This is a genomic window from Brevibacterium ammoniilyticum (genome assembly GCF_038429965.1).
Classification (GTDB): Bacteria; Actinomycetota; Actinomycetes; order Actinomycetales; family Brevibacteriaceae; genus Brevibacterium; species Brevibacterium ammoniilyticum.
Genome location: NZ_BAABNP010000008.1, coordinates 171688 through 195892 on the forward strand (window position 1 = coordinate 171688; position 24205 = coordinate 195892).

The 24205-nt window shown below is 69.2% G+C and carries 23 protein-coding genes and 1 riboswitch; of the genes, 9 read left to right on the forward strand and 14 right to left on the reverse strand.

Features of this window, described 5'->3' with window-relative positions; genetic code table 11:
• Nucleotides 1–30: 30 nt before the first annotated feature.
• On the reverse strand, nucleotides 31–531 hold the full coding sequence (locus AAHA49_RS11340; protein ID WP_342038353.1) for a HutD family protein: 501 nt from the start codon (nucleotides 529–531) through the stop codon (nucleotides 31–33).
• A 36-nt stretch (nucleotides 532–567) separates the two neighbouring features.
• Nucleotides 568–930 (reverse strand): VOC family protein, encoded by a 363-nt coding sequence (locus AAHA49_RS11345; protein WP_339394014.1) that lies wholly within the window; start codon nucleotides 928–930, stop codon nucleotides 568–570.
• A gap of 115 nt (nucleotides 931–1045) precedes the next feature.
• Here AAHA49_RS11345 and AAHA49_RS11350 point away from each other — a divergent pair, with 115 nt between their 5' ends.
• The 5 genes from AAHA49_RS11350 to AAHA49_RS11370 all read left to right on the forward strand — a co-directional run bounded on the left by AAHA49_RS11350 (nucleotide 1046) and on the right by AAHA49_RS11370 (nucleotide 7079).
• The gene (locus AAHA49_RS11350) at nucleotides 1046–2080 is read left to right on the forward strand and encodes an ATP-grasp domain-containing protein (protein WP_342038354.1); all 1035 of its coding nucleotides are present in this window, start codon (nucleotides 1046–1048) and stop codon (nucleotides 2078–2080) included.
• A 9-nt stretch (nucleotides 2081–2089) separates the two neighbouring features.
• Nucleotides 2090–2192: riboswitch (TPP riboswitch) on the forward strand.
• The gene (locus tag AAHA49_RS11355; RefSeq protein ID WP_342038355.1) at nucleotides 2190–2873 is read left to right on the forward strand and encodes a TenA family protein; all 684 of its coding nucleotides are present in this window, start codon (nucleotides 2190–2192) and stop codon (nucleotides 2871–2873) included. (Overlaps the previous riboswitch by 3 nt.)
• 45 nt (nucleotides 2874–2918) lie before the next feature.
• Nucleotides 2919–4151, forward strand: coding sequence for a hypothetical protein (locus tag AAHA49_RS11360; RefSeq protein WP_342038356.1), 1233 nt, complete (start codon nucleotides 2919–2921; stop codon nucleotides 4149–4151).
• An 84-nt stretch (nucleotides 4152–4235) separates the two neighbouring features.
• Nucleotides 4236–5717: a phytoene desaturase family protein gene (locus tag AAHA49_RS11365; protein WP_342038357.1), complete on the forward strand. Its 1482-nt coding sequence runs from the start codon at nucleotides 4236–4238 to the stop codon at nucleotides 5715–5717.
• A 45-nt stretch (nucleotides 5718–5762) separates the two neighbouring features.
• A complete protein-coding gene (locus tag AAHA49_RS11370; protein WP_342038358.1) occupies nucleotides 5763–7079 on the forward strand; it encodes a DUF418 domain-containing protein in 1317 nt (438 codons plus the stop codon).
• Here the strand turns inward: AAHA49_RS11370 and AAHA49_RS11375 are convergent.
• Together AAHA49_RS11375 and AAHA49_RS11380 are read right to left on the reverse strand one after the other, a co-directional pair.
• Nucleotides 7055–8431 carry a hypothetical protein gene (locus AAHA49_RS11375; protein ID WP_342038359.1) on the reverse strand — a complete coding sequence of 459 codons (1377 nt, stop codon included), beginning with the start codon at nucleotides 8429–8431 and terminating at the stop codon, nucleotides 7055–7057. The two genes, AAHA49_RS11370 and AAHA49_RS11375, sit on opposite strands and share 25 nt — an antisense overlap.
• A gap of 45 nt (nucleotides 8432–8476) precedes the next feature.
• Nucleotides 8477–9517, reverse strand: coding sequence for an EamA family transporter (locus tag AAHA49_RS11380; protein WP_342038360.1), 1041 nt, complete (start codon nucleotides 9515–9517; stop codon nucleotides 8477–8479).
• A gap of 71 nt (nucleotides 9518–9588) precedes the next feature.
• On the opposite strand from AAHA49_RS11380, the gene AAHA49_RS11385 reads away from it, so the two are divergent.
• Complete coding sequence (locus tag AAHA49_RS11385; RefSeq protein WP_342038361.1) at nucleotides 9589–10539, forward strand: LysR family transcriptional regulator; 951 nt, start codon at nucleotides 9589–9591, stop codon at nucleotides 10537–10539.
• On the opposite strand, the gene AAHA49_RS11390 is transcribed toward AAHA49_RS11385, so the two are convergent.
• The 3 genes from AAHA49_RS11390 to AAHA49_RS17900 form a co-directional block, all read right to left on the reverse strand.
• A complete protein-coding gene (locus tag AAHA49_RS11390) occupies nucleotides 10460–11359 on the reverse strand; it encodes a hypothetical protein (protein ID WP_342038362.1) in 900 nt (299 codons plus the stop codon). The two genes, AAHA49_RS11385 and AAHA49_RS11390, sit on opposite strands and share 80 nt — an antisense overlap.
• On the reverse strand, nucleotides 11356–12021 hold the full coding sequence (locus tag AAHA49_RS11395) for a hypothetical protein (RefSeq protein WP_342038363.1): 666 nt from the start codon (nucleotides 12019–12021) through the stop codon (nucleotides 11356–11358). The genes AAHA49_RS11390 and AAHA49_RS11395 overlap by 4 nt, the downstream gene beginning before the upstream one ends.
• Nucleotides 12022–12179: 158 nt before the next feature.
• A complete protein-coding gene (locus AAHA49_RS17900) occupies nucleotides 12180–12998 on the reverse strand; it encodes a DUF8083 family protein (RefSeq protein ID WP_342038364.1) in 819 nt (272 codons plus the stop codon).
• Between the two features lie 128 nt (nucleotides 12999–13126).
• Here AAHA49_RS17900 and AAHA49_RS11405 point away from each other — a divergent pair, with 128 nt between their 5' ends.
• A complete protein-coding gene (locus AAHA49_RS11405; RefSeq protein ID WP_339393847.1) occupies nucleotides 13127–13351 on the forward strand; it encodes a DUF3073 domain-containing protein in 225 nt (74 codons plus the stop codon).
• 95 nt (nucleotides 13352–13446) lie between these two features.
• On the opposite strand, the gene purM is transcribed toward AAHA49_RS11405, so the two are convergent.
• The 3 genes from purM to AAHA49_RS11420 form a co-directional block, all read right to left on the reverse strand.
• A complete protein-coding gene (gene purM / locus AAHA49_RS11410) occupies nucleotides 13447–14565 on the reverse strand; it encodes a phosphoribosylformylglycinamidine cyclo-ligase (RefSeq protein ID WP_342038365.1) in 1119 nt (372 codons plus the stop codon).
• A gap of 1 nt (nucleotide 14566) precedes the next feature.
• Nucleotides 14567–16048 carry an amidophosphoribosyltransferase gene (gene purF / locus AAHA49_RS11415; protein WP_342038366.1) on the reverse strand — a complete coding sequence of 494 codons (1482 nt, stop codon included), beginning with the start codon at nucleotides 16046–16048 and terminating at the stop codon, nucleotides 14567–14569.
• Nucleotides 16049–16113: 65 nt separating this feature from the next.
• Nucleotides 16114–16563: a hypothetical protein gene (locus tag AAHA49_RS11420; RefSeq protein ID WP_342038367.1), complete on the reverse strand. Its 450-nt coding sequence runs from the start codon at nucleotides 16561–16563 to the stop codon at nucleotides 16114–16116.
• A 140-nt stretch (nucleotides 16564–16703) separates the two neighbouring features.
• On the opposite strand from AAHA49_RS11420, the gene AAHA49_RS11425 reads away from it, so the two are divergent.
• Entirely contained in the window at nucleotides 16704–17690 is a 987-nt protein-coding gene (locus AAHA49_RS11425) for a universal stress protein (RefSeq protein ID WP_342038368.1), read from the forward strand.
• A 28-nt stretch (nucleotides 17691–17718) separates the two neighbouring features.
• Here AAHA49_RS11425 and AAHA49_RS11430 read toward each other — a convergent pair whose 3' ends face one another.
• Genes AAHA49_RS11430 through AAHA49_RS11445 form a run of 4 tightly spaced genes read right to left on the reverse strand, consistent with a single transcriptional unit; the run spans nucleotide 17719 to nucleotide 21552 of the window.
• Nucleotides 17719–18621, reverse strand: coding sequence for an EamA family transporter (locus tag AAHA49_RS11430; protein ID WP_342038369.1), 903 nt, complete (start codon nucleotides 18619–18621; stop codon nucleotides 17719–17721).
• 30 nt (nucleotides 18622–18651) lie between these two features.
• Complete coding sequence (locus tag AAHA49_RS11435) at nucleotides 18652–20094, reverse strand: aldehyde dehydrogenase family protein (RefSeq protein ID WP_342038370.1); 1443 nt, start codon at nucleotides 20092–20094, stop codon at nucleotides 18652–18654.
• Nucleotides 20091–20492 carry a sterol carrier family protein gene (locus AAHA49_RS11440; protein ID WP_342038371.1) on the reverse strand — a complete coding sequence of 134 codons (402 nt, stop codon included), beginning with the start codon at nucleotides 20490–20492 and terminating at the stop codon, nucleotides 20091–20093. Before AAHA49_RS11440 ends, AAHA49_RS11435 begins: the two co-directional genes overlap by 4 nt.
• 1 nt (nucleotide 20493) lies before the next feature.
• The gene (locus AAHA49_RS11445; protein WP_342038372.1) at nucleotides 20494–21552 is read right to left on the reverse strand and encodes an asparaginase; all 1059 of its coding nucleotides are present in this window, start codon (nucleotides 21550–21552) and stop codon (nucleotides 20494–20496) included.
• Between the two features lie 33 nt (nucleotides 21553–21585).
• On the opposite strand from AAHA49_RS11445, the gene purD reads away from it, so the two are divergent.
• The gene (purD, locus tag AAHA49_RS11450) at nucleotides 21586–23916 is read left to right on the forward strand and encodes a phosphoribosylamine--glycine ligase (protein WP_342038373.1); all 2331 of its coding nucleotides are present in this window, start codon (nucleotides 21586–21588) and stop codon (nucleotides 23914–23916) included.
• Nucleotides 23917–24205: the final 289 nt, after the last annotated feature.

Below are 24205 nucleotides of genomic sequence, written 5' to 3' on the forward strand. Positions count from 1 at the left end.
GACTCGCACGTTTTCCCCAGGATCATGGTGTCAGTCGAATCCGACGGCGCCGAGGCGGTCGGGCAGTTCGTCCCCCGTGTCGAGTTCGAGGAGGTCGAACCGTCCCCACTGCTCGTCGGAGTCGAGGGTGAGGACGAAGCGCGCGGTTCCGCTCGGTGCCGGGATCATCGTCAGGCCCTGCAGACTGCCGCCGGCCTCGACCATGAGATTGACGGCGAAGCACGGCTCACTCAGCTCGGTGAGGACGACCTCGGAATCGCCGGGGAAGCGCAGGGGACGGCCGGGGCCTGCCCGGTGCGGGGTGCCGGAGATCTCGAGGACCACCTCGGCGGTGGGAAGGAACGTGCGATCGACGCCGGGCAGGGAGGAGAACGGCCCGGGCCGTTCGAGGCGGGCGATGCTCAGACGCCATCGCGCACGGTCAGGGGTGAGAGCTGCGGACTCGGCGAGGGAGACGAGTTCGGTCGTCTCCCCGGCACCGTTGGCCCAGGCTGCGGGGGTGATGTATGCGAAGGAGGCGATGCGGCGCATGGCCCCCATCGTAGGCGCACGGCTTAACCCAGGCTGTCAGTTCACGCAGAGGCAGAATGGGTGGCCGGCGGGATCGAGGAAGACGCGGAAGGTCTCACCCGGCTGGAATTCGGCCTTCCCGGCGCCGAGTTCGAGGACCTGTGCTTCGGCGGTGTCGAGGTCGTCGACCATGACGTCGATGTGCATCTGCTGCGGATGGTCCTGGCTGGGCCAGCCAGGGGCACGGTAGTCCTCGACCTGCTGGAAGCAGATGGGCGGCCAGGAGTCGGATGTGATCTCTGCCCACGTGCCGTCGTCGTCGACGCGGACCTGCCAGTCGAGGAGGTCGCCGTAGAACTTGGCGAGCTCACCAGCATCCGGAGCATCGAGAACGACCACGGGCTGCTTTGCGATAGCCATGGTGCAGAGTCTACGCCGGTGGACGGACACGAAGAAGGGCGGCGACGGGAATCCCGCGACCCGTAGAATTGTTGAGCAATATGCCCAGCAATCCGAACCGATGACACGAGGCTCCATGCGCACCCATCAGCTGCCCGTCGCCGACCGTCCCGCGGTCTACATCATCCACGACAATCCCGAGTGGATTCCGCCCTTCGCCGAGGCGCTCGCAGCCCAGGGCGTCGAGTTCGTCGAATGGCTGCTGCCGGGGTCGACGATCGACCTCTCTGCGGAGCCGCCGGAGGGGATCTTCTGGTCCCGACTCTCTGCGTCCTCGCACACCCGCACGGACCCGCACGTCAAGGATTACGGCCGGGCCGTACTCGCGTGGCTCGAGGCCGCCGGGCGCACGGTCGTCAACGGCGCGGACGTCTATGAGCTCGAGGTGAGCAAGATCCGGCAGCATCGGGAGCTTGCGTCCCGCGGCTTCGACGTTCCCCGCACGGCTGCGGCGTTCGGATCCGGTGCCCTCGCCGAGGCGGCCGCCGACTTCGCTCCCCCGTTCATCACGAAGCACAACCAGGGCGGCAAGGGCCTGGGTGTGCGGCGGTTCGATGCACAGGCCGAACTCGATGCTGTCATCGCCGACTTCGGTCCGGGAGGGGCGAACGAGCCGGTCGACGGCATCACGCTCGTCCAGGAGTACCTCCAGCCCGCCGAACCGTTCATCACCCGCGCCGAGTTCATCGGCGGACGCTTCCACTACGCGGTCGCCGTCGACGTCTCGGCCGGCACGTTCGAACTCTGCCCCGCCGACGCGTGCGAGATCCCAGGCGCGGGCAGCGCGGGCGGCGCTGGCAGTGCGGGCGCGCCCTTCGCCCAGTTCACCCGGCGGGAGTCGATCACCGCCGAGACCCTGCTCATCCGCCGGCTCGAAGCGCTCCTGCGCGATCTCGGCATCGACTTCGCAGGGGTCGAGTTCATCGAAACCGCCGACGGCCGGCAGGTCGTCTACGACATCAACACGAACACGAACTACAACTCCGCGGTCGAGGAGGCCGAGCGAGCGGCCGGACGCCAGCCGGCGGCAGCCCGGATCGCGAAGGTCCTCGCCGACCGCCTCGGCGAGGTGACCGAAGCGCCGGCGGGTGCCGCAGTTCCGGCGATGTGAGATAGTCTCGAACCACCACAGGGGAGCGCCGAATCCGGCGCTGAGAGTGCGCACGCAGACCCTTACACCTGATCCGGGCAATGCCGGCGGAGGAAGTTGGAGGACACGAATGATCACTGTGCCAGCAGGCGGTGCCGTCGAGGCGCTGCGCAGGTCAGCCGACGAGGATTGGGCGGCGGCCGTCGGTCACCGGTTCGTCGAGGAGCTCTTCGCGGGCACCGTGCCCGACGAGGTCATGGCGACCTATCTCATCCAGGACTATCAGTTCTTCGAGGACTTCCTCGCGATGCTCGGCGCGTGTGTGGCCCACGCCGACCGGATCGAGGCGAAGCTGCGGTTCGCCCGTCAGCTCGGGTTCCTCGAAGCCGAAGAGGATTCGTACTTCATCCGCGCCTTCGCCGAGGTGGGGGTGAGTCCCGCCGACTACGCCGACCCGGTCCTGCTGGCTCCGACCGCGGGCTTCCGGGACGTCATGAAGGGGGCGGTCGCCTCGGCGTCGTACCCGGATCTCCTCGTCGTCCTCGTCATCGCCGAATGGCTCTACCTCGACTGGGGTGAGCTGGAGCGCGAGATGCCCACCCGCGACGTCCACGTCGGGTGGATCGACCTCCACCGCGGTGAGGACTTCGCCGCGTGGGTGCAGTTCCTCGTCGACGAACTCGAACGCGTCGTGCCTCGAGGGGACGACGCCGAGGCGGTCGCGACCCGGGACCGGCTGACCGCGCTGTGGGGACGAGCCGTCGGGCTCGAGCGCGCGTTCTTCGACGAGGCGTACCGGTCTCAGGACTCGTAGACCTCGGCGGCCGCGGCACCGCCCCTCCCGTGGCACGATTGACCGATGAACGATTCGCCCGCCGTCCCCGACTCCGACCGCATTCCCTTCGGAGTGTTCAGCCCGGAGATCATCGAATCCGTGCCGCCGAAGTTCTTCCCAACCATGGTGTGGGGCTACTTCGAAACGGAGGACTCGGACGGGGAGACCGGCTGGATCGAACGGACCTCGGACGGGGCGTCGTACTCGACGATCCTCGCCCAGATCTCCGGCTTCCTCGTCGAAACCGAGGCCGCGAATACGTGGGTCGACAGCGATGACGGGTCCGAGGACCACGCCGACGAGACCGCTGAGCCCGAGGACCGCACCCTGTCCGATCTCAGCGGCGACGTCCTCGTCGAGGAAGCCTCGGCGGCACTGTCCCGACTCATGGTCTACCCGCTTCCCGACGGTCACGAACCCACCGGTCGGTACGTCGCCCTGATCTGCGACGACGACCCCTTCGAATCGGGCAACGTCGAGCTCCTCAACGAAGACGTCAGCAGCGAACTCATCGAGGGCCTGCTCCGCGTCGCGCAGACGCGCTTCGCCGAGACCCTCTCCTTCAGCCCCTTCGACGACGACGCCGATGGAGCTGACGCCGCAGACGGTTCCGAGGCGACTGCCGAGGGCCAGACGAGCACCGAATCCGACCGCACGGCTCCGGCGACCGAAGTGACCTTTGTCCTCAGCGGCGACCCGACGTCCCCTCCGATCACGACGTTCGGGCAGATCTTCGACGGCTGGGCCTTCCTTCCGCTCCCTGAAGACGTCGACGTCAGCGCCGTCTGGTCACTCGTGCTCACCACCGACTCCGAGGACGTCATCCGGTGGTACACCCGACGCACCCCGCTGCTCGATGAGAACCTCCTCGTCGGCGCCCTGTCACGGATGACGTTCGAACGCGAACTCGAACTCATCGACAGCTTCGACCAGGACGACGACGAACCCTCACGTCTGATGCGCGAGACGATCCCCGAACTCCACTCGCTCGTCCCCGACGACTCTCCCACCGGCCCGCTCGACCCCCGCGTCGCGTCTCTGGCGACGAGGTCGCTGCCGAGCACCGAGACCGCGATCGTCGCAAGCCTCCTCCTGTTCGGCACAGATGCGCTCGGATCGAGCAGCGTCGTCTGCGTCAGGGAACTGACAACGGACACCGTGGCCCTGGGGGATTCCGAAATCGACGGCTTCGAGGAACTCGGCCTCTACCGCTCCGTGCTTCGCGACATCCTCCGCAACGGCCTCGGCGAGTTCTGACCGTCCCCGCAGCACGCTCGACACCCCAGGCCCGACACCTCCGGCCCGGCACCTCATGTCAGGCCCCTCCCCTAGACTGAGGACATGAGCACCCAGCCTGATGTCGTCGTCGTCGGATCCGGACCCAACGGCATGGCGGCTGCGGTCACCATGGCTCGAGCCGGACTCACCGTCGAGGTCCTCGAGGCGCAGCCGACGATCGGCGGCGGCTCCCGCACCCTCGACCTCGGGCTGGCCCCGGGGATCGTGAACGACATCTGCTCGGCCGTCCACCCGCTCGCGATCGCCAGCCCCTTCTTCGTCGACTTCGACCTGCGCGCCCGCGGCCTCGAATTCACCACCCCCGAGATCTCCTACGCCCAGCCCCTCGACGGGCGCCCCGCCGCGCTGGCCTTCCACGATCTCGCTAAGACGGTCGAGCACCTCGGCGAGGCGGGACCCGAATGGGACCGCTTCTTCCGCCCCCTCCTCGACCGTGTCGACGACACGATCTGGCTCTCCCTCGGCGACAAACGCTCCCTGCCGCCGACCCTGCGCGACCCCTCCGGCATCGCCAACGTCGTCAAATTCGGTCTCCGCCTCCTCTCGCAGGCGAGCCCCGCGTGGAACATCCCGCTCTCGCATGAGACCACGCAGGCTCTGTTCACCGGTGTCGGCTCGCACGCGATCGGCCCCCTGCCGGGCATGGGCACTGCCGCGACCGCGACGATGCTCGCGACCATCGCCCACGCCGGCGGCTGGCCCTCCCCCGTCGGCGGCTCGCAGGCGATCACCGACGCCCTCGTCGCCGACCTCGAAGCCCACGGCGGCCGGGTCACGCCCGGGGTCCGCGTCGACCATGTCTCCGACATGCCCGCGGCCCGCGCCTACATCCTCGACACCTCGGCGTGGAATGCCGCCGAGATCTTCTCCGGACTCATCCCCGCCCACGTCGACCGGGCGCTGCGGGACTTCAAACACGGCAACGCCGCGGCCAAGGTCGACTTCGTCCTCAACGGACCCGTGCCGTGGGCCGACCCCGAGGTCGCGCGCGCCGGCACCGTCCACCTCGGCGGGACCCGTGAGCAGATGGCCACCGCCGAAGGCGAGGTCGTCGCCGGCCGGATGCCCGACCACCCGGTCTGCCTCGTCTCCGACCCCACCGTCTTCGACCCCTCCCGCGAGGTGAACGGCCTGCGTCCGCTGTGGACGTACTGCCACGTCCCCTTCAACTGCCCCATCGACCCGGCCGATTACATCATCGGGCAGCTCGAACGCTTCGCCCCCGGGTTCCGCGACACGATCGTCGACTACCGGTCGGTGCCGGCCTCGGAGATGTCCGAGCACAACCAGAACTACATCGGCGGGGACATCGCCACCGGCATCATCACCTTCTACCGGATGCTCGCCCGCCCGCGGACGAACTGGGACAACTACAGCCTCGGCGTGCCCGGGGCCTACCTGTGCTCGTCGGCGACCCCGCCCGCCCCCGGCGTCCACGGCATGAACGGCTGGTTTGCCGCGCAACGGGCACTCAAGCACCGCTTCGGCATCACCGAGGTGCCCAGCCTCTCCCCGCAGGACTGACCACACCACGCCCCGCTGATCGACGCTCCCGACCCGAGGTACGAGATGACGCACCCCGAGTACCCCCGCACGTCCGCTGTCCCGAGTGCCGCACCGCCGGTGCCCGTCGGGCTGCCAGCAACCGCCGCAGCCCCACCTCGGCGGGCATTCGCCCCGGACCTGGCCCGCGGTCTCATGCTCTGCCTCATCGCGATCGCCAACGTCTCCGTCTACCTCTGGGGCACCCAGGCCGCGACCTCGCTCAGCGGCCACCCGGCCAGCGGCAGCCTGCTCGACCGGGTCCTCTCGGTGCTCACGATCCTCTTCGTCGACGGCAGCATCTACCCGATGTTCGCCTTCCTCTTCGGGTACGGCATCGTCCAGTTCTCCCGCAACCGCGCCGCCGTCGGCGACGATCCGCGCACGATCACCGCGATGCTTCTGCGGCGCAACCTCTGGCTCGTCGTCTTCGGTGTCCTCCACGCCGCCCTCCTCTTCGGCGGCGACATCCTCGGCGCGTACGGCCTGTGCGGGCTCATCCTCGGCTACCTCATCCAACGCGCCGGTGACCGGGCGCTGATGATCACCCTCTGGGTGCTGCTGGGAATCCTCGGCCTCTTGCTCCTCGCCCAGGTCGGCATGATCCTCCTCGCCCAGGCCCTCGCCGGAGACACGACGGACGAGCCGATGTTCGGCGACGACGCCGGATCATTCACGACCCTCCTGCTCACGCAGGGCACCGGCGAGACGAACTACCTCCTGGCCGTCGGCGTCCGCCTCCTCGTCTGGCTGCTCGCGACCGTGCTCGGGACCCTCTCGCTCACCGTGCCGCTGGTCATCATCACAGGCGGGCTCGCCGCCAGGCACCGGTGGATCGAATTGTGCGGACAGGATGCCGGTTCGCCTCGTCGGCCTCGGCTCGGTCTCGTCGCCGGAGTCGGCATCCCGCTCGGGGTGCTCGGCAATCTCCCGCAGGCACTCGCCTACCTGGGGTGGGTGCCCTCCGATTCGGCGACGGTCGAGATCACCACGGTCCTCACCCCCGTCACCGGAGCCTGCGCCGGCCTCGGCTATGCCGCCCTGTTCGGGCTCCTCGGCCTCCGTGTCCAGGAGCGCCCGCCGAGGCTGCTCCTGCCGATCGCCTACCTCGGCAAACGCTCGCTGACCTTCTACCTCTTCCAGTCCCTCGTCTTCGCTCCGCTGCTCGCCGCGTGGGGCTTCGGTCTGGGTCGGACGTGGAACACGACCCCGGCGTTCCTGCTGGCCATCGGCGTGTGGATCGCCTCCCTCGCCCTGGCGACATGGATGGAGTCGCGGAACCGCAAGGGCCCCGCCGAGGTGGTGCTGCGTCGCCTCACCTACGGGCGTGAGGGACGGGGCTGAGTCAGCCACGCACCGCTCTCGTCGTCCCGGGCCCAGTCCGCGACCTCGGTGATGCCCGCGACGGCATCCGTGAGCCAGTACGTGGTGTCGGGGTTCCACCCGGCCATGAGGCTCGCGATGCGGTCATCGGTGTCGCCGACAGTTGGTCGCCCCGCCGATTCTGGGAGCCGGTCCGCATCGCCGACGTCGACGACGGCACCCGCCGTGCGCAGGTAACCGGCGAGGCTGACGTAGACGCCGTCGCAGTCTTCGGCCACCCGCGACCAATCCGGGATGACCCAGCGACCGCGACGTCCCGTCGCCTCGAACCACACCTGACGCCGTTGGGCAGTGACATCAAGCGGATACTTCCGGCAGAGAGCAGCCCACTGTTCGGGCCCGTCGACGATGAATACGCTGAACGTGTCCCGAAGGCGCAGCCGACAGGCCCGCGCCCGGCTGAGCCCGAAATCGTCCTCGAAGAGACTGAGTCCGATCGGCTCTCCGCTCGGCCACGTGCCGGTGGTCGTCACCAGCTCATGCGCGGGAGTCGACCACCATTCGCCACTGCCCGCCATGCGCGGATCCTTCGCAAACACCTGCCGATACTCGCTCTCACTGGAGGCGACCTCTGCCGACCACGCGCGCAGCGCCGCTGCAGCAGCATCCGACGGAGGTGCACTGTCAGCTCCCGACATCAACGTGGCCGGATCCGCACTGAGGCGAGACGGGATGTCGCCGGTGTGATCCGAATCGTCCCACGTCAGTTCCCAAAGGTCATCGAAATCGGGTCCCACCGACCATGCGTCGAGCAGGCCGCTGTCGACGATGACCTCGGCCCACGGTCGCAGAACTTCGATCATCGCCGGGTCGGCCGCAACGATGTCTTCGGGATGAGGCGGCTGCCAGTACATCGCGCCGGCGATGACGTCGGCCATCGCACTCTCGAGTTCGGCCTGGCTGGGCACGCGGGGAGTCCGACGACCCAGCCCGATGGCTTCCGCAGCCGCATCGGCTTCACGCAGCTCGGCGAAGTCGGCCCCGGAATCAGAGAGGAGGATACCGGTCTCCCATTCGCGATCGATCGTCTCGGCGGCGGTGAGGGCGGCCCAGCCGAGAACGTCCGCCGGGTCGACCTCGACATCGTCCACCGGCTCGACGTCACCGTCGCCCACGGTCTCGACGTCACCGTCGCCCACTGGCTCGTCATCTGTCCCCGCATCCATCTCTGAGGCGCCGACGATCGCATAGAGCAGCGAGCGTCCCCGCGGGGACGCGAGCAGATCGTCGACGGTGAGGCGAGAGGCGTCGGCGGCGGGACGAACGCCGGTTGGGGAATCGGGACCATCGCGATCGGAGGAGTTCTCGGACATGCTCACACCCTAGACGGTCTTCGACACGTAATTCCTGGGCTGCGGCTATCCCCGGGAAGCGCCCTCGCACGACGTCCCCGCTGGGACGTTCTCCTCCCGCGTCCCCGCGGGGACGTCGGGCACGGAGCGCCTAGCCTCGGCCGGCTCGGGCACTCCCGGCACCGGCTCGGGCACCGCCTCGGCGAGGGCCGTCTCCCGGTCCGCGATCTTCGCCCCCTTCGCCGCTTTGAGCCCTGCACCGAGCACCCCGACGATGACGAGTCCGGCCCCGCACAGCTCGCCGAGGCTCACCGTCTCTCCGAGCACGAGCCACGCCGCGCTCATCCCGACGATCGGGACGAGCATCGAGAACGGGGCGACGACCCCGGCAGGATTGCGCGACATCAGCCACGACCACATGCCCGAGCCGATGACAGTCGCGATGACGACCGTGTAGACCAGTCCCGCAACACCGAGCAGACCCGTCGGCGTCGCCAAGGTCGTCAGGGACGTCCCGATCCGCTCGGGCCCTTCGACGATGAGGGCGAGGATGAGCATCGGGACCGGCGGGACGACGGACATCCACATCGTGAACTTCACCGGTTCGACCGAATGCGCCTGCCGGTTGCAGATGTTGCCGATCGCCCACCCGAAGGCGCCGGCGAGGGTGAGGAGGAAGGGCAGGAAGCTCGCGGACGAATCGAGGCGCTGCCAGCCGACGACCCCGAGGCCCGCCATCGCGATGAGCAGGAACGCCATCTGGGAGGCACGGACCCGCTCGCGCAGGACCGTCATCCCCAGCAGCACCGTGAACGGCCCCGATGCCTGGAGGACGAGCGAGGCAAGCCCCGCCGGCATTCCCGTCGCCATCGCCCAGTAGAGGAAGGCGAACTGGAGGATCCCGAAGCCGAGCCCGTAGCCGAGGATCCACCGGACCTTCACCTGCGGTCGGGGCACGAAGAGCACAGCGGGGACCGCGAGCACCGCGAAGCGGGCAGCGACGAGGAAGAACGGCGGGAACTGGGCGAGCGAAAGGTCGATCGCGAGGAAGTTCAGACCCCAGATCACGGCCACGGAGGCGGCGAGGAGACAGTGCTTGACGGACATGCCTCCATCCTCACCGCCACAACTCTTGAGCACAATCGCAAAGTTCTTCATGCAATGTGTAGCATGACTTCATGGTCTCCGTGCAGCGTGTCATCGACCCGCGTCACCTCGAGCTGCTGCGCGCCCTCGACGAGCACGGCAGCGTCACCGAGGTCGCCCGACTCACCCATCGCACGCCGTCGGCCGTCTCCCAGCAGCTGCGTCAAGCGACGCGCGAGTTCGGTCATGCCCTCGCCGAACCGGCCGGTCGCGGACTCGCCCTCACCCCGGCCGGACGGTTGCTCGCCGCAGGAGGACGCGACGTCGCCCGCGCGATCGCGCGCGTGCAGGCCGACTGGGAGGACCACCTCGGCGAACCGGTCGGGGAGATCACGCTGGCCGGACTGCCGAGCGCCCTGACCTACCTCCTGCCCGACGCCCTGCGTGAGCTCGCCGAGACGCACCCGGGCATCAGCCTGCGCACGCACGATGTCGACCTCGCCGAACACGAGTTCGCGGGCCTGACGAAGGACGTCGACATCGTCATCGCCCACAGCCTCGTCTCCGAACGGCCGGCGGGAACCGAGGGCCTCACCGTCGTGCCCTTGGCCCGGGAGCCGATCGACGTCGCCGTCGCCGACGCCCATCCGCTCGCGCAGAAGTCCCGGCTGACCCCGGACGATGTCGTCGACCGGCAGTGGGTGGGAGTGCCGGTCGGCTACCCGTTCAACTCGGTGCTCACCTCGATCGAACACTTGACCGGCCGCGACCTGGACGTCGTCCAGCGCATCCGCGACAACCGGCTCATCGAGGCGATCGTCGCCTCCTCGGACCAGCTCGCACTCCTCCCCCGGTACACGACGCCGGCGGATGCCGGGCTCACCCTCATTCCGCTCACCGGGGTGACGACGACGCGGTGGGTCTCAGCCGTCATGCGCCCGGTCACCGCCGAGAGGGTCGCGGTCAGGCGCGTGCTCGACGCGCTGTCGCGAACCGACGAGGGACGAGCTTCTCCAGCGGCAGGAACGCCGCCCAGCAGATGACGGTGGGGAGGAAGTGGATGCCGAGCGCGAAGTACGTCATGAGGTGGAAGAGGCAGAAGAAGGCGACGACGAAGTAGAGCCACTTGCCCTTGATGAACAGGGCGATCGGAGAGAGGAACTCGAAGGCGAGCGTCGCCCACTGCGCGGCGATGAGGAGGCCGGGCATCTCGAGGAACGGCTTCGACCACTCGGCGCCGCGGCGCATGAGCGCCCAGATGATCACCGCACCGTTGGCCCAGTGGGTGATGTTGCCCGAGGCGATCCACTTCATGAGCACCGAGTAGAAGTACGTGAGCACCACGGCGATCTGGACGACGCGCAGCGCCCATCCCGCCTTCGCCGAGGTGACCCCCACCTCCCGGAACCGTGCCACCCCGACCGTGGGAAGGACGACGGCGGCGATGACGAGCGCCATGTGGTCGTGGGCGACGTACCCGTAGCCCTGCGTGTAGAACATCCACGCCCCGAACGTGATCGCCACGACCCAGCCGCTGATGCGCTGCCAGATCCCGGCAGCGGCGAGCAGGGAGAAGACGATGATGAACGCAAGGAGGATCTGTGCGCCGAGCACGCTCACCGGCGGGATCCCGAGGACCCTGGCCAGCCACAGCGGCTGGTAGAGCTCCGGGGTCCACCCATGCGGGATGACGTCGCCGGAGATCGTGAGGACGTCGATGATGATGAAGAGGTAGATGAAGACCCGGAACACCGCGACCCGGGCCAGCGGCACCTCGGGCATGAACCAGCGGAGGAACGCGTTGCGCCGCGGGCCGGTCATCGTGGGACTCAGCTGCGTGGCACTCGACTGCGTGCTGCTCATCGCACCTCCCACTCGGCGAGGGTGCGCGTGACGGGTTCGCCGACACTGCGGCCGTTGCTCAGCTGCGTCGTGTCCCGGCAGAGGATCATCTTCTCCGGTTCCGGCTGGCCCGGGTGGAGGCGGATGTAGGAGTCGGCGAGCGTCTGGAGCAGCTCGGGGTTGTCGATGACCCGCTGCAGCTGGGATTCGACGTCGCCGCGTTCGATGCCGACCGTGGCCGTGTTGAACGCGAGCCGCCTGGGTTCGTCCTCACCCGGGAACTGGGCGGCGATGCACGTCGAGTTGACCTCGCCGTTGAGGTCCTTCGCCGTCGCGTACTGCGTGAGCGAGCCGAGCGGGAAGAAGTCGTTCGTGTTGAGGAACTGCCCCGCAGTGAGGATGATCAGCGCGACCGCCGTCACCGCGATCCGCCAGCCCATGCCGAGCGTCGACATCGGCTTCCGTCCCTTCCCCGAGGCGGGAGCCGGGTCGTCGGCTTCCCTCGCCGAGGCGGGGGCCGGGTCGCCGGCTTCCCTCGCCGAGGCGGGTGCCGGGTCGCCGGCTTCCCTCGCCGAGGCGGGTGCCGGGTCCTCCGGCCCTTTGCTCGGTGCCGTGCCTGATGTTGCGCTTGGTGCGGTGCCCGGCGGTGTGCTCGTGAGCAGACGGTGCTTCTTCTCGTCCATGTGGTGCGGTGCTCATCCTCTCGTGCCGCAGGCGGAGTCTCGGGGTCAATCGTAGCGTCCCGCGTCGGCCTCGATCCTCAGCCTCGGCCCGGCCTGTGGCCAGCATCTCGCCGTTCTCAGCAACCCTCCGGGCGCTGAGCAACCCTGCGCAGGGTGGCTCAGCNCGAACCGCGGGCGTAGAGGTTGAGCTGCTCCCATGCGGCCGCGTACCTCTGGAACGCCGAGGTCGCGGTCTCGGTGTCGTCGTTGCTCAGCGCCGTCACCCACTCGTCGACGAGCTCCGGGCCTTCGTTGGGCCAGAGCACCTCGCTCATCCCGCCGAGGTCGAGCTCGAGGATCGAGTTCATGTCGAAACTGTCGATCCACTGAGCGAGCACCGCGGTCTGCTCGACCATGTCGACGACCTTCGACTTCTCCGCGATCGTCTCCGAGGCCCATTCCATGCGCGCCGAGGCGGCGAGGATGTCCGTGCGGATGAGCACACGCAGTCCCGCCTCGGTCTCCTCGGTGATGACCTGGTCCTCGCCGAGGGCGAAGAACAGCCACCACGCCGGCGGCACGTCCCACGCCGAGACGCGGGTGAAGATCCGCGTGTCCTTCGTGTCCTGCAGCCATTCCGCGCGCAGGCTCGCCGCCCGTCGGCGAGCGGACTTCGGGGCGATGATGTCGAGCGTGGCCTTCGACGTGTGCTCGGTCAGCGACTCGAGCGCCTCCCAGCTGCGGATGTCCTCCTGCGCGGGGCAGAACCGATCCACTCCGTCCGGGGTCTGAGACGCCGGAAGGAAGATGGGTGTGGACCGGAACGACTCAGCCACAGGGTTCGGGGGAAGCGAGATCAGGCGCTGGTCCGCGTCGGCCGCTACCTGTTCCTCGGTCCGCGTCCGGTTGTCCTCGACCTGCCTGTCTTGCAATTCGGAATGGACCACGATGGGCTCGAAGATCCGCAGGGAGACGAGATATTCGCGACTGTAGGACATGGGATCACCCTATCCAAGGTCGCTTCCCGAAATGGAACTTCCCACCGCGAACAGGTAGGATTTAAGCGCATAGCAGAGATCTAGTCCGGGGTAGCACACCCCACATGACGACGGAGGGGGTCACGCCAGTGGGTCGCGGCCGCGCAAAGGCAAAGCAGATCAAGGTAGCCCGGAAGCTGAAGTACTACAGCCCGGACACCGACCTGAATCGTCTCCAAGAAGAGCTTGGCGCCGACTCGCAGAAGTCCGGTGCGTCCGATCCCTACGACGATGAACCCGATTACTCCGAGTACGCCGACAAGTACAACGTCGATGACGACGACGATGACGAGTACACGGAGCGCAGGTCCTGAGCTGACTCGCTGAACACAGACACCGCGGAAGGGGCGGAGACTTCGGTCTCCGCCCCTTCCGCTTTGTCTGCAGTGCGACTGCGCTGTCAACTCCCTCAGCGGAGGATCGCCGCTCCCCCGTCGACGCCCTTGGCGCCCTGGACGTAGTCGAGTTCGCCGGCAAGCGAGCCGTCGTCGGTGCGGACCTCGCCGAGCACCCACGATCCCGGGGTCGCCGTGAGCACCTCGTCGACGGCGGAGGCAGCGGTGACGAGCACCATGCCCACGCCGAGGTTCCACGTCCGCTCACGGTCGGCACGCGGCACTCCGCCGAGGTCGCCGAGGACGGAGAACACAGCCGGGACCTCCCACGAGTCCCGCGACATCGCGGCGACGAGGCCGGGCGGCAGGACGCGGGCGACATTGGCCGAGAGTCCCCCGCCGGTGACATGGGAGACGGCGTGGACGGCGCCGGGCAGGGCGGAGAAGAGGGCATTGAGCTCGCCCGTGTACACGTGCGTGGGCACGAGGAGCTCCTCACCGAGGCTGCGGCCGAATTCGGGCACCTCCCGGTCGAGGGTCCAGCCCGCCTCGGCGATGATGTGCCGCACGAGCGAGTAGCCGTTGGAGTGGATGCCCGAGGACGGCAGGGCGATGAGGACGTCACCGGCGTCGACCTTCTCGGGACCGAGCAGGTTCTCGGCGTCGACGACGCCGGTCGCCGCGCCCGCGACATCGTACTCGTCGACGCCGAGGAGACCGGGATGTTCGGCGGTCTCCCCGCCGACGAGGGCGACATCGGCCTGCGCACACGCCTCGGCGATGCCGCGCACGATCGCAGCGATCCGTTCGGCGTGGACCTTGCCGCACGCGATGTAGTCGGTCATGAACAGCGGCTTCGCCCCGCACACGATGATGTCGTCGACGACCATGCCGACGAGGTCGAAGCCGATCGTGTCGTGCTTGTCCAGGGCCTGGGCGATCGCGACCTTCGTACCCACGCCGTCGGTCGAGGTCGCGAGCAGGGGACGCCGGTAGTCCTTGAGCACGGAGACGTCGAAGAGCCCCGCGAAGCCGCCGACGCCACCGACGACGTTGGCGTTGTGCGTGGCCGAGACCGCGGACTTCATCAGTTCGACGGCCCGGTCTCCGGCTTCGACGTCGACGCCGGCCGCGGCATAGGTCGTCGACTGCGCTGGCTGGTCGGGGTGCGCGGCGGTCTCGTCGTGGCTCAACTCAGCATCCTTTGTCGGCGGGGGTGTTGTTGACGGGAATCGGGTACTCGCCGGAGAAGCACGCAGTGCACAGCCGGTCGCGCTTCTGCTTCGTCGCCTCGATCATGCCGTCGAGCGAGATGTATCCGAGCGAATCGGCGCCGAGCGAGGTGCAGATCTCCTCGACGTTGAGACCGTTGGCGATGAGTTCGGCTCGGGTGGCGAAGTCGATGCCGTAGTAGCACGGCCACTTCACGGGCGGCGATGAGATGCGGATGTGGATCTCCTTGGCTCCGGCCTCCCGGAGCATCCGCACGAGTGCGCGCTGCGTGTTGCCGCGCACGATCGAGTCGTCGACGACGACGAGGCGCTTGCCCTCGATGTTCTCGCGGATCGGGTTGAGCTTGAGGCGGATGCCGAGTTCGCGCAGCGTCTGCGAAGGCTGGATGAACGTCCGTCCCACATAGGCGTTCTTCATCAGGCCCTGTCCGAACGGGATCCCGGACTCCTCGGCGTAGCCGACGGCGGCCGGTGTCCCCGATTCGGGGGTGGCGATGACGAGGTCGGCGTCGACGGGGAACTCCTGGGCGAGCCTGCGCCCCATCTCGGTGCGCGCACCGTGGACGATCTGCCCGTCGAGGACGCTGTCGGGCCGGGCGAGGTAGACGTACTCGAAGACGCAGTGCGCCTGCTTCGCCTCGGCGAAGCGGAACGAACGCAGCCCGTCCTCGTCGATGGCGATGAGCTCACCGGGTTCGACGTCGCGGACATAGGAGGCGCCGACGATGTCGAGGGCAGCGGTCTCCGAGGCGACGACCCAGCCGTTCGAGAGCCGGCCGAGGGAGAGCGGCCGCACACCCTGCGGGTCGCGGGCGGCGTAGAGGGTGTGCTCGTCCATGAACACGAGCGAGAACGCGCCGTCGACCTGCGGCAGCAGGCGCAGCGCCGCATCGGTGAGGTTCTCCCCCTCCTCGGTCGCGAAGAGCTCGGTGACCAACGAGGTGTCGTTCGAGGAGTCACGGAACGCGCGAGTGCGGGTGCGCTTCTTCGTCGCCTCCGCCACGACCCGGTTCGCGTCATCGCTGCGGGAGTCGGCGAGTGCTTCGAGCTCGTCGAAGTTCGTCAGGTTGCCGTTGTGGGCGAGCGCCACCGTGCCGAAGGGCGTCGGGCCCAGGGTGGGCTGGGCGTTCTCGAACGACGGCGATCCCGTCGTCGAGTAGCGGGTGTGCCCGACGGCGATGTGGCCCTGCAGGAGCTCGAGATCGCGTTCGTGGAATACCTGCGAGACGAGGCCCATGTCCCGATAGATGAGGATCTGGCTGCCGTTCGAGGCGGCGATGCCCGCGGACTCCTGTCCGCGGTGCTGGAGGGCGTAGAGCCCGAAGTACGTGAGTTTGGCGACTTCCTCGCCCGGAGCCCAGACTCCGAACACTCCGCAGGCGTCCTGCGGGCCGCGGTCCAGGGGGTCGATTTCGTGGGTCAGCTGCCCGTCTCCTCTTGCCACGTGAAGAATTGTCTCACACCGCTGTGGGCCCGCCGACCACGGCCTCAGGAGCTCGCTCAGGCGTCTCAGCCTCGACCCAGGTCACCCCGGCTGTCCGTCTCGTTCGCAGGGAACTCGGGGGCCGCCTCGGCGGGAGAATCCACCGGGGAATCCGCAGTGTCACCGGCAGGATCCGCGGGAGTCTCGCCCCGCATCTCCGCGAGCCGGCGGGCGGCGACGACCTTGGGGTCGTCGACCATGTCGATCTGCGCCTCGACCCGGTACTCACGGGCCCGCTTCCGGCCGCGCCAGTCGAGGAGGAGGGCGATGAGCCCGCCGAGGAAGAGTCCGCCGACGCCGAGGAAGATGAGCAGGAGGCCTGCACCCTTGGCCACGGTGTACTCGGCGGGGATCTGCGAGGGATCGACGATGAGCGTGAGCAGCCCGGCGATGAGGACGCCGAGGATCGCGCCCGCGCCCATGAACACTGCGTACTTGGGGCTGCGACGCACCGAGACGTCGATCTGGTCCTTCATGCTCTCCCTGTCAGAGGTCAGCGGCCCGGGCGGCCGGCTGTCACAAACGCAGTCAGTCTAGTCGAGCGGGCCCGCCCCGATTCCCAGGCAATCCCATAGACTGTGAAGCGGATACGGGAAGGCTCTCACAAGGGGTGGACATGTCACACACGATCATCGTCGGAATCGACGGCTCCGCCAACAGCCGGTGCGCGCTGAACTGGGCCATCGACCATGCGAAGCTCACCGAAGCGCAGATCCGCCTCATCGCCGCATATACGGTCCCCGGAATGAACATGAGCCGCGCCGACATCGTCTACCCGGCCGACTTCGACAACTCGGTCAAGGATGCGACGAAGCAGCTCGCCGAGGCGGCCGCCACCGTCGTGTCCGACGCCGGAGTTCCCGTCTCGACCATGGTCGTCCCCGGTGACGCCTCCGGAGTCCTCGTCGACGCCTCCTCGAACGCCGACCTCGCCGTCGTCGGCGCCCGCGGCCACGGCGGTTTCTCCGGACGCCTGCTCGGTTCGGTGGCGCTCGCGATGCCCGCGCATGCCCACTGCCCGACGGTCGTCATCCCGACAACCTGGCCCGAGCGTCCCCCGCACGACGAGCACAACCCGATCGAACCGCCCGTGCGCACCTCGCAGGAGGGGCCCACGGTCGACGCCTCGACCGGCCCCGGCAGCCACCCCGAGTTCACGAACCAGATCGTCGCGGGCCTCGACCCGTTCGACACCGACAGCCCGGTCCTGCGGGCCGGCGCCGAGCAGGCGCAGATCTACGGCACGCCGCTCCACCTCGTCGGCGTCACCGCCGCCCACATCCTCTCCCCCGAATGGCTGCCGAGCGAAGAGCACCTGACGAAGCTCTACGACGAGGCGGCCGCCGCGTTCGAACTCGCCGCCGCGACTCTGCGTGATGAGTTCGACGGCCTCGACGTCCGGTGGACGATCTGCGACGCACCGGCCACCGAGGTGCTCGTCGCCGCGACCCAGACCGCCGACCAGATGGTCATCGGTTCCCGGGGCCGCAGCGGCTTCGCCGCGACCCTGCTCGGCTCGACCTCGCAGGGTGTGCTCGCCCATGCGCTCTGCCCCGTCCGCGTCGTCCGCGTGCCGCGTCGGAAGAAGGCCCCGAAGAGCTGAGCGCCTCAGCCTCGAGAGCTGAGCGCCCTCACCCGAGGGCGATGAGGCCGATGCCGGCGACGACGACGATCGCGCCGGTGAGCTTCGCGGCGATGCCCCGCTCCCCGAAGAACCACCACGCGAGCAGGGTGCCGACGATGATCGACGTCTCCCGCACCGGGGCGACGAGGGACACGGGCGCCCGCTGCATCGCGTAGAGGACGAGCAGGTAGGCCACCGGGGAGAGGATCGCGACGGTGATGAGCGCCCGCTTGTGCTCGGTGAGGATCACCCGGAGGTCCGCCCGCCTGCTCGCCCCGCCGGGGAGGGTGACGAGGCCTGCCGCCATGATGAGGGCCACACAGGTCTCCGAGACGGCGAAGTAGAGCAGCGGGGAGGCTGTGACGTGGTTGACCGCGAAGTCGTCCCAGAGCGTGTAGCCGGCGATGAACGTCCCGATGAGCCCGCCCCACAGCAGACCCCGCCGCACTCCCGACGACCCGTCCGAGACCGCCTGACCGGTGATCCCGCGCGGCTGCACCGTGACCACGGCGATGCCTGCGAGGACGATGAGGGCACCGGCGATCTCGACCCAGCCCGGCCTCTCCCCGAGGAGAGCCACGGCGACGATGATCGTGAGCACCGGCCCGAACCCGCGGGCGCTCGGGTAGACGACGCCGAGCGGGGCATGGTCGTATCCCGACTGGAGGGAGATCGAGTACCCGATGTGGAGGACGGCGCTGAGCAGGGCCGCGGCGAGGAGCCGCCAGTCGATCGGCTGGGCGCCCGAGACGAGGATCCACCCGGCGATCGGGGCGAGCATGAGCGCGGAGAGCCCGTGGTAGGAGAGGACGAAGGCATAGCCCCTGCCGGTCACTGTCTTCGCGGCGAGGTTCCACACGGCGTGGGCGACCGCGGCGACGAGCACCAGGGCGAGGACGGATGGCGCCATTCAGTCAGTGGTCATTCAGTCAGCGGTCATTCACAGCTTGATGACGACGGTCTTCGTCTGCGTGTACTCGTCGAGGGCCTCGATAGACTTCTCCCGCCCGTACCCGGACTTCCTGAACCCGCCGAAGGGCAGTTCGACTCCCCCGCCGGCCCCGTACGTGTTGACGAAGACCTGACCGGCCTCCACCTCGGCGGCGACCCGGTGGGCCCGGGAGAGATCCTTGGTCCACAGGGCTGAGACGAGGCCGTACTCGGTGCCGTTGGCCAGGGCCACGGCCTCGGCCTCATCGGCGAAGGTCATGGCCACGACGACGGGACCGAACACCTCCTGCTGAGCGATCGTCGAGCCCGGGGTGACGCCGTCGACGAGGGTGGGAGCGATGAACGCACCCCCACCGAGGTCAGCGGCCAGTCCGTCGGGACGGCTGCCGCCCGTGACGATCCGGGCGTCGCCGATGTCGGAGAGGAACCCCTCCACGCGGGCCTGCTGCCGGACCGAGATGAGCGGGCCGAGCATGGGGTCGTCGAGGCCGTGGCCGATCGTCACCTGCTCCATCGCCCGGGCCATCTTCTCGATGACCTCGGCGTGGACGTCCTCGGCGACGATGAGGCGCGCACCCGCCGAGCACGTCTGTCCGGCGTTCTGGATGATCGAGCGCACGAGGGAGGGGACGGCGGCATCGACGTCGGCGTCGGCGAAGACGACGTTCGCGGACTTCCCTCCGAGCTCGAGGATCGTGGGCACGACCCTCTCGGCGGCGGCATGGGCGATGCGCGACCCCACCTCGGTGGACCCGACGAACCCGAGATGGCTGACCCCGGGATGGGCGGCCAACGCCGCCCCTGCCTCGGCGCCGAGCCCGGTGACGACGTTGAATGCTCCCGCGGGGAATCCGACGGAGTGGATGATCTCGGCCAGGCGCACGGTCGAGCGCGGGGTCTCGTCGGCGGGTTTCGCGACCGCGCAGTTGCCGGTGGCCAGCGAGGTCGCAGCGGCCCGGCCGATGAGCTGGAGCGGGTAGTTCCAGGCGACGATGTGCCCGGTCACCCCGTAGGGTTCGCGGCGGGTGTAGACGTGCATGTCCGCAGACAGCGGGATCGTCTGCCCGTAGTAGGACTCGATGACGTGACCGTAGAACTCGAAGTAGCGGGCGCACACGTCGACGTCCGCGTAGGCCTGGCTCAGCGGTTTGCCGGTGTCCTCGGATTCGATCCGGGCGAGTTCGTCCCGGTGGGTGCGGATCGCTGCGGCAGTGGCGACGAGGAGTCGGGAGCGCTGTTCGGGACTCGAGCGCTTCCATTCGCGCTGGGCCTTCGCGGCGGCCTTGACCGCCCGGTCGACCTCGTCGGCACCACCTCGGGAGACGTCGCCGAGGTGGTCGCCGGTGGCCGGGTCGATGTTCGCATACGTCGTCAGGGAGGGCACGTGACGTCCGCCGATGAACGAGGTCGTCTGCGTGATCTGCGCGCTCACCGGGGCACCTCGAGTTCGGCCGGGGTGAAGAGGGGGACGAACTCGCTGAGGTCGGCGCGGGTGCCCGAGGCGGTGAGGCTGCCTGCGGCGAGCGCCGCGGCGAAGTCGGTGCGCCCGGTGACGAGGGCCAGCCACACCTCGGCGGAGGTCTCGACGACGTTGGGCGGAGTGCCGCGGGTGTGGCGGGGACCGGGAATGCACTGGGTGACACCGAAGGGCGGGACGCGGACCTCGACGCTGTTGCCCTCGGCCCTCGAGGCGAGCTCCTCGAGCGTAAAGCGCACCGCCGTCGCCAGCGTCGTCCGGTCGGCGGTGGTCCCGTCGGTCTCGGCCTGGGCCGCCCACAGTTCGAGGGCGCGCCTGCCCTCATCGGGGTCTATTCGTCGTCGAATCGCCATGTCAGATCAGGCCTCCTCCTGCTGCATCTTCGCTGAACCGCACGGTGCCGACAACCGCTGTCCGCCCCTCGGAATCGGTGCCGCCGGTGACGGGGTCGGTGATGAGACCGGCCACCTCGGTCAGCTCGTCCTCGCCGATGTCCGGCAGCGCCCCGGCCCGCCGGAGCAGGGTGAGGGCGACGAGTCCGGTGGGGCGGGAGGAGCCGTCGAGGCATTTGAGGGCGATCGCGTGCCCGTCGCGGGTGGCCATGACGATCACCCCTTCGGCGCCGCCCTTCGCGAAGACGCCGAGGCGGTCGATGACCGTCGTGTTCGGTCTCCCGTGTCCGTCGATCGCCCATGGGTCGGCGAACACGGCGTCGACGAGAGTGCGGGCATGCTCGGCGAAGGGGGCGAGCGCCTCGGCGGGCGATGTCCCGGATCCCATCGCCACGACCCGGCCGATCGCCCGGGCAAGGCCCGTGAGGCTGAGCGCGAACACGGGTGCCCCGCACCCGTCGGTGCCGACCGCGGCCGGGCGCTCCCCGGAGAGCGCCTCGACCACCTCGGCGACCCGCACCTGCACGGGATGGGCGGGATCGAGATAGCTCTCCGTGTCCGCGCCGATCGCACGGGCGGCGCGGAGGAAGGCCGCGTGCTTGCCGGAGCAGTTGAAGTGCACGGGCGACTTCAGGTCTCCTACCTCGCTCAGGCTGCGCCGGTACGCGCCGTCGGCGGGATGGACGGACGGGCAGCGGAGGTCGGAGGCGCTCAGCCCCGCGGACTCGAGCATCTCGGCGACGACCGCGACGTGACCGGCCTCGGACCGATGGGAGGCGGTGGCGAGAGCTGCGGCGGGGCCGGCGACGTCCGCGCCGAGGGACATCGCAGCGATCGCCTGGAGCGGTTTGAGGCTCGACCGGGTGAAGATCGGCCGGTCAGGGGCGCCGAGGCGCAGGATCTCGGAACCGTCGGGGGCGAGGACGACGGCGGAACCCAGATGACGGGATTCGACGAATCCGCTGCGCTCGACGACGGCGAGCTCGACCGCCTCGGCGGGGGTGAAGGTGGAGAGACTCACGCACTCAAGCGTACGACCTTATAGGCTGGTCGTGTGAAGGTTCTCGTCATCGGGTCGGGCTCCCGCGAACACGCCCTCGTCCTTGCTCTCAGCCGCGACCCCCAGGTCGACGCCGTCATCGCCGCTCCCGGGAATCCGGGGATCGCGGCCATCGCGCACACCGAGGCCGTCGACGCCTCCGATGCCTCCGCCGTGACCGCGCTCGCCGAGCGCCTCGACGTCGACCTCGTCGTCGTCGGACCCGAGGCCCCGCTCGTCGCCGGGGTCGCCGACGCCCTGCGGGAGGCGTCGTTCCCGGTCTTCGGACCCAGCGCCGAGGCGGCCCACCTCGAAGGGTCGAAAGCGTTCGCGAAGGAGATCATGGAGGCCGCCGGGGTGCCCACCGCGCGCACCGTCGTCGCCTACACCACCGACGAGGCGGCCGCGGCGATCGACGACTTCGGCGCCCCGTACGTCGTCAAGGCCGACGGTCTCGCCGCGGGCAAGGGCGTCGTCGTCACCACCGACAGGCAGGCGGCACTGGACCATGCGCACTCGTGCCTCGAGGTCTCCGACCGGGTCGTCATCGAGGACTACCTCGACGGCCCCGAGGTCTCCCTCTTCGTCCTCTGCGACGGCTCCAGAACCGTTCCGCTCGCCCCGGCACAGGACTTCAAACGCATCGGCGACGGCGACACCGGGCCGAACACGGGCGGCATGGGCGCGTACTCGCCGCTGCCGTGGGCGCCTGCGGGCATGGTCGACGACATCGTCTCCACCGTCTCCCAGCCCGTCGTCGACGAGATGGCCCGCCGCGGCACCCCGTTCACGGGCCTCCTCTACTGCGGTCTCGCGCTGACCTCGAAGGGCCTGCGCGTCGTCGAGTTCAACGTCCGCTTCGGCGACCCGGAGACGCAGTCGGTGCTCGCCCGCCTGCGCACCCCGCTCGGGCAGACGCTGCTCGCCGCCGCCGAGGGCCGGCTGGACGAAGTCGGGGACCTCGACTGGGATCCGCGCACCGCGGTCACCGTCGTCATGGCCGCCGGCGGCTACCCGGACAGTCCCCGCACGGGTGATGTCATCCGCGGACTCGAGACCGCCGACGCCCTCGAGGCCATCTCCGTCCTCCACGCCGGCACGCGCAGCGCCGAGGCGACCGTGACCGACGAGGCCGCTCTCGACCTCGATGCCGCCGGAGAGGTCGTCACCGCCGGGGGCCGTGTGCTTTCGGTCGTGGCCTTGGGCGCCGACCTCGATGAGGCCCGCGCACGCGCGTACGCCGCGGTCGACGAGATCTCGTGGGACGGCGAGCAGCACCGCAACGACATCGCCGAGGCGGCCGCCGCCGGGCGCATCGCGCTCAGCCCGATCTACGCCTCCCCCGAAACTGGGCCGGCGTCGGCCGATTCCGGGGCCCCGGAATCCGCAGCGCTGGCCGTCTCTGCGACCCCGGACGACTCCACAGCACAGGCGACATCTCCGTCACCGGACGCCTCCACCGCCCCGGTCCTCCCGGGATGGACGCACGTGTACTCGGGCAAGGTCCGCGACCTCTACATTCCCGCCGAGGCGGCCGATGTCGCCTCGGCCGACCGTCTGCTCATGGTCGCCTCCGACCGGATCTCCGCCTACGACTGGGTCCTCGACACCGAGATCCCCGACAAGGGCCGTGTCCTCACGGGTCTGAGCCTGTGGTGGTTCGACCAGCTCTCCGAGGTCATCGGCAACCACGTCATCAGCACCGATGTGCCCGAGGCCGTGCGCGGTCGCGGACTCATCGTCAGAAACCTCACGATGATCCCCGTCGAGGCCGTGGCCCGCGGCTACCTCACCGGCTCCGGCCTCGCCGACTACCGGGCCACCGGCTCCGTGTGCGGGGTGCAGCTGCCTGCGGGCCTGACCGAGGCCGACCGGCTCGAACCGGCGATCTTCACCCCCGCGACGAAGGCCGCCCTCGGCGACCACGATGAGAACGTCTCCTTCGACGAGGTCACCGAGATCGTCGGAGCCGAGACCGCCGCAGCCGTCCGCGACCTCACCCTGGACATCTACTCCCGCGCCGAGGCGATCGCCCGGGAACGCGGGATCGTGCTGGCCGACACGAAGTTCGAGTTCGGGACGCTGCCCGACGGGACGATCGTCCTCGCCGACGAAGTGCTCACCCCGGACTCCTCCCGCTTCTGGGATGCCGCCGGCTACGCTCCGGGACAGGCGCAGGAGAGCTTCGACAAGCAGTTCGTCCGCGACTGGCTGACCACCGAGTCCGGCTGGGATCGCTCCTCGGACACTCCCCCGCCGGCTCTGCCCGCCGAGGTGGTGGAGCGCACCCGCGCCCGCTACATCGAAGCGTTCGAGATCCTCACCGGGGAGACCTTCCCCGCCTGAGGCAGGGCCGCGGCGTACGCGCACCTTGGTGTGGGCGCCGTGAGCGGCAGAACACCGGACGCTGGGTGTCGATTCCGAGCAGGAGAATCGACACCCAGCGTCCTTTTCTCTGCCCAGCACCGCCTCGGCGAGCGCCCAGCACACACCGGCGAGCGCCCCGGCGAGCGCCCCGCACCTCCGCAGCGCACGCGCGCCCTCGCCGCACGCGAACCACTGTTTCAGCAGGGCACTTGGTCACTTAGCCACCGTTACCGAAACCCATCTCGTTCCGGACAACGGATCTAGTGGA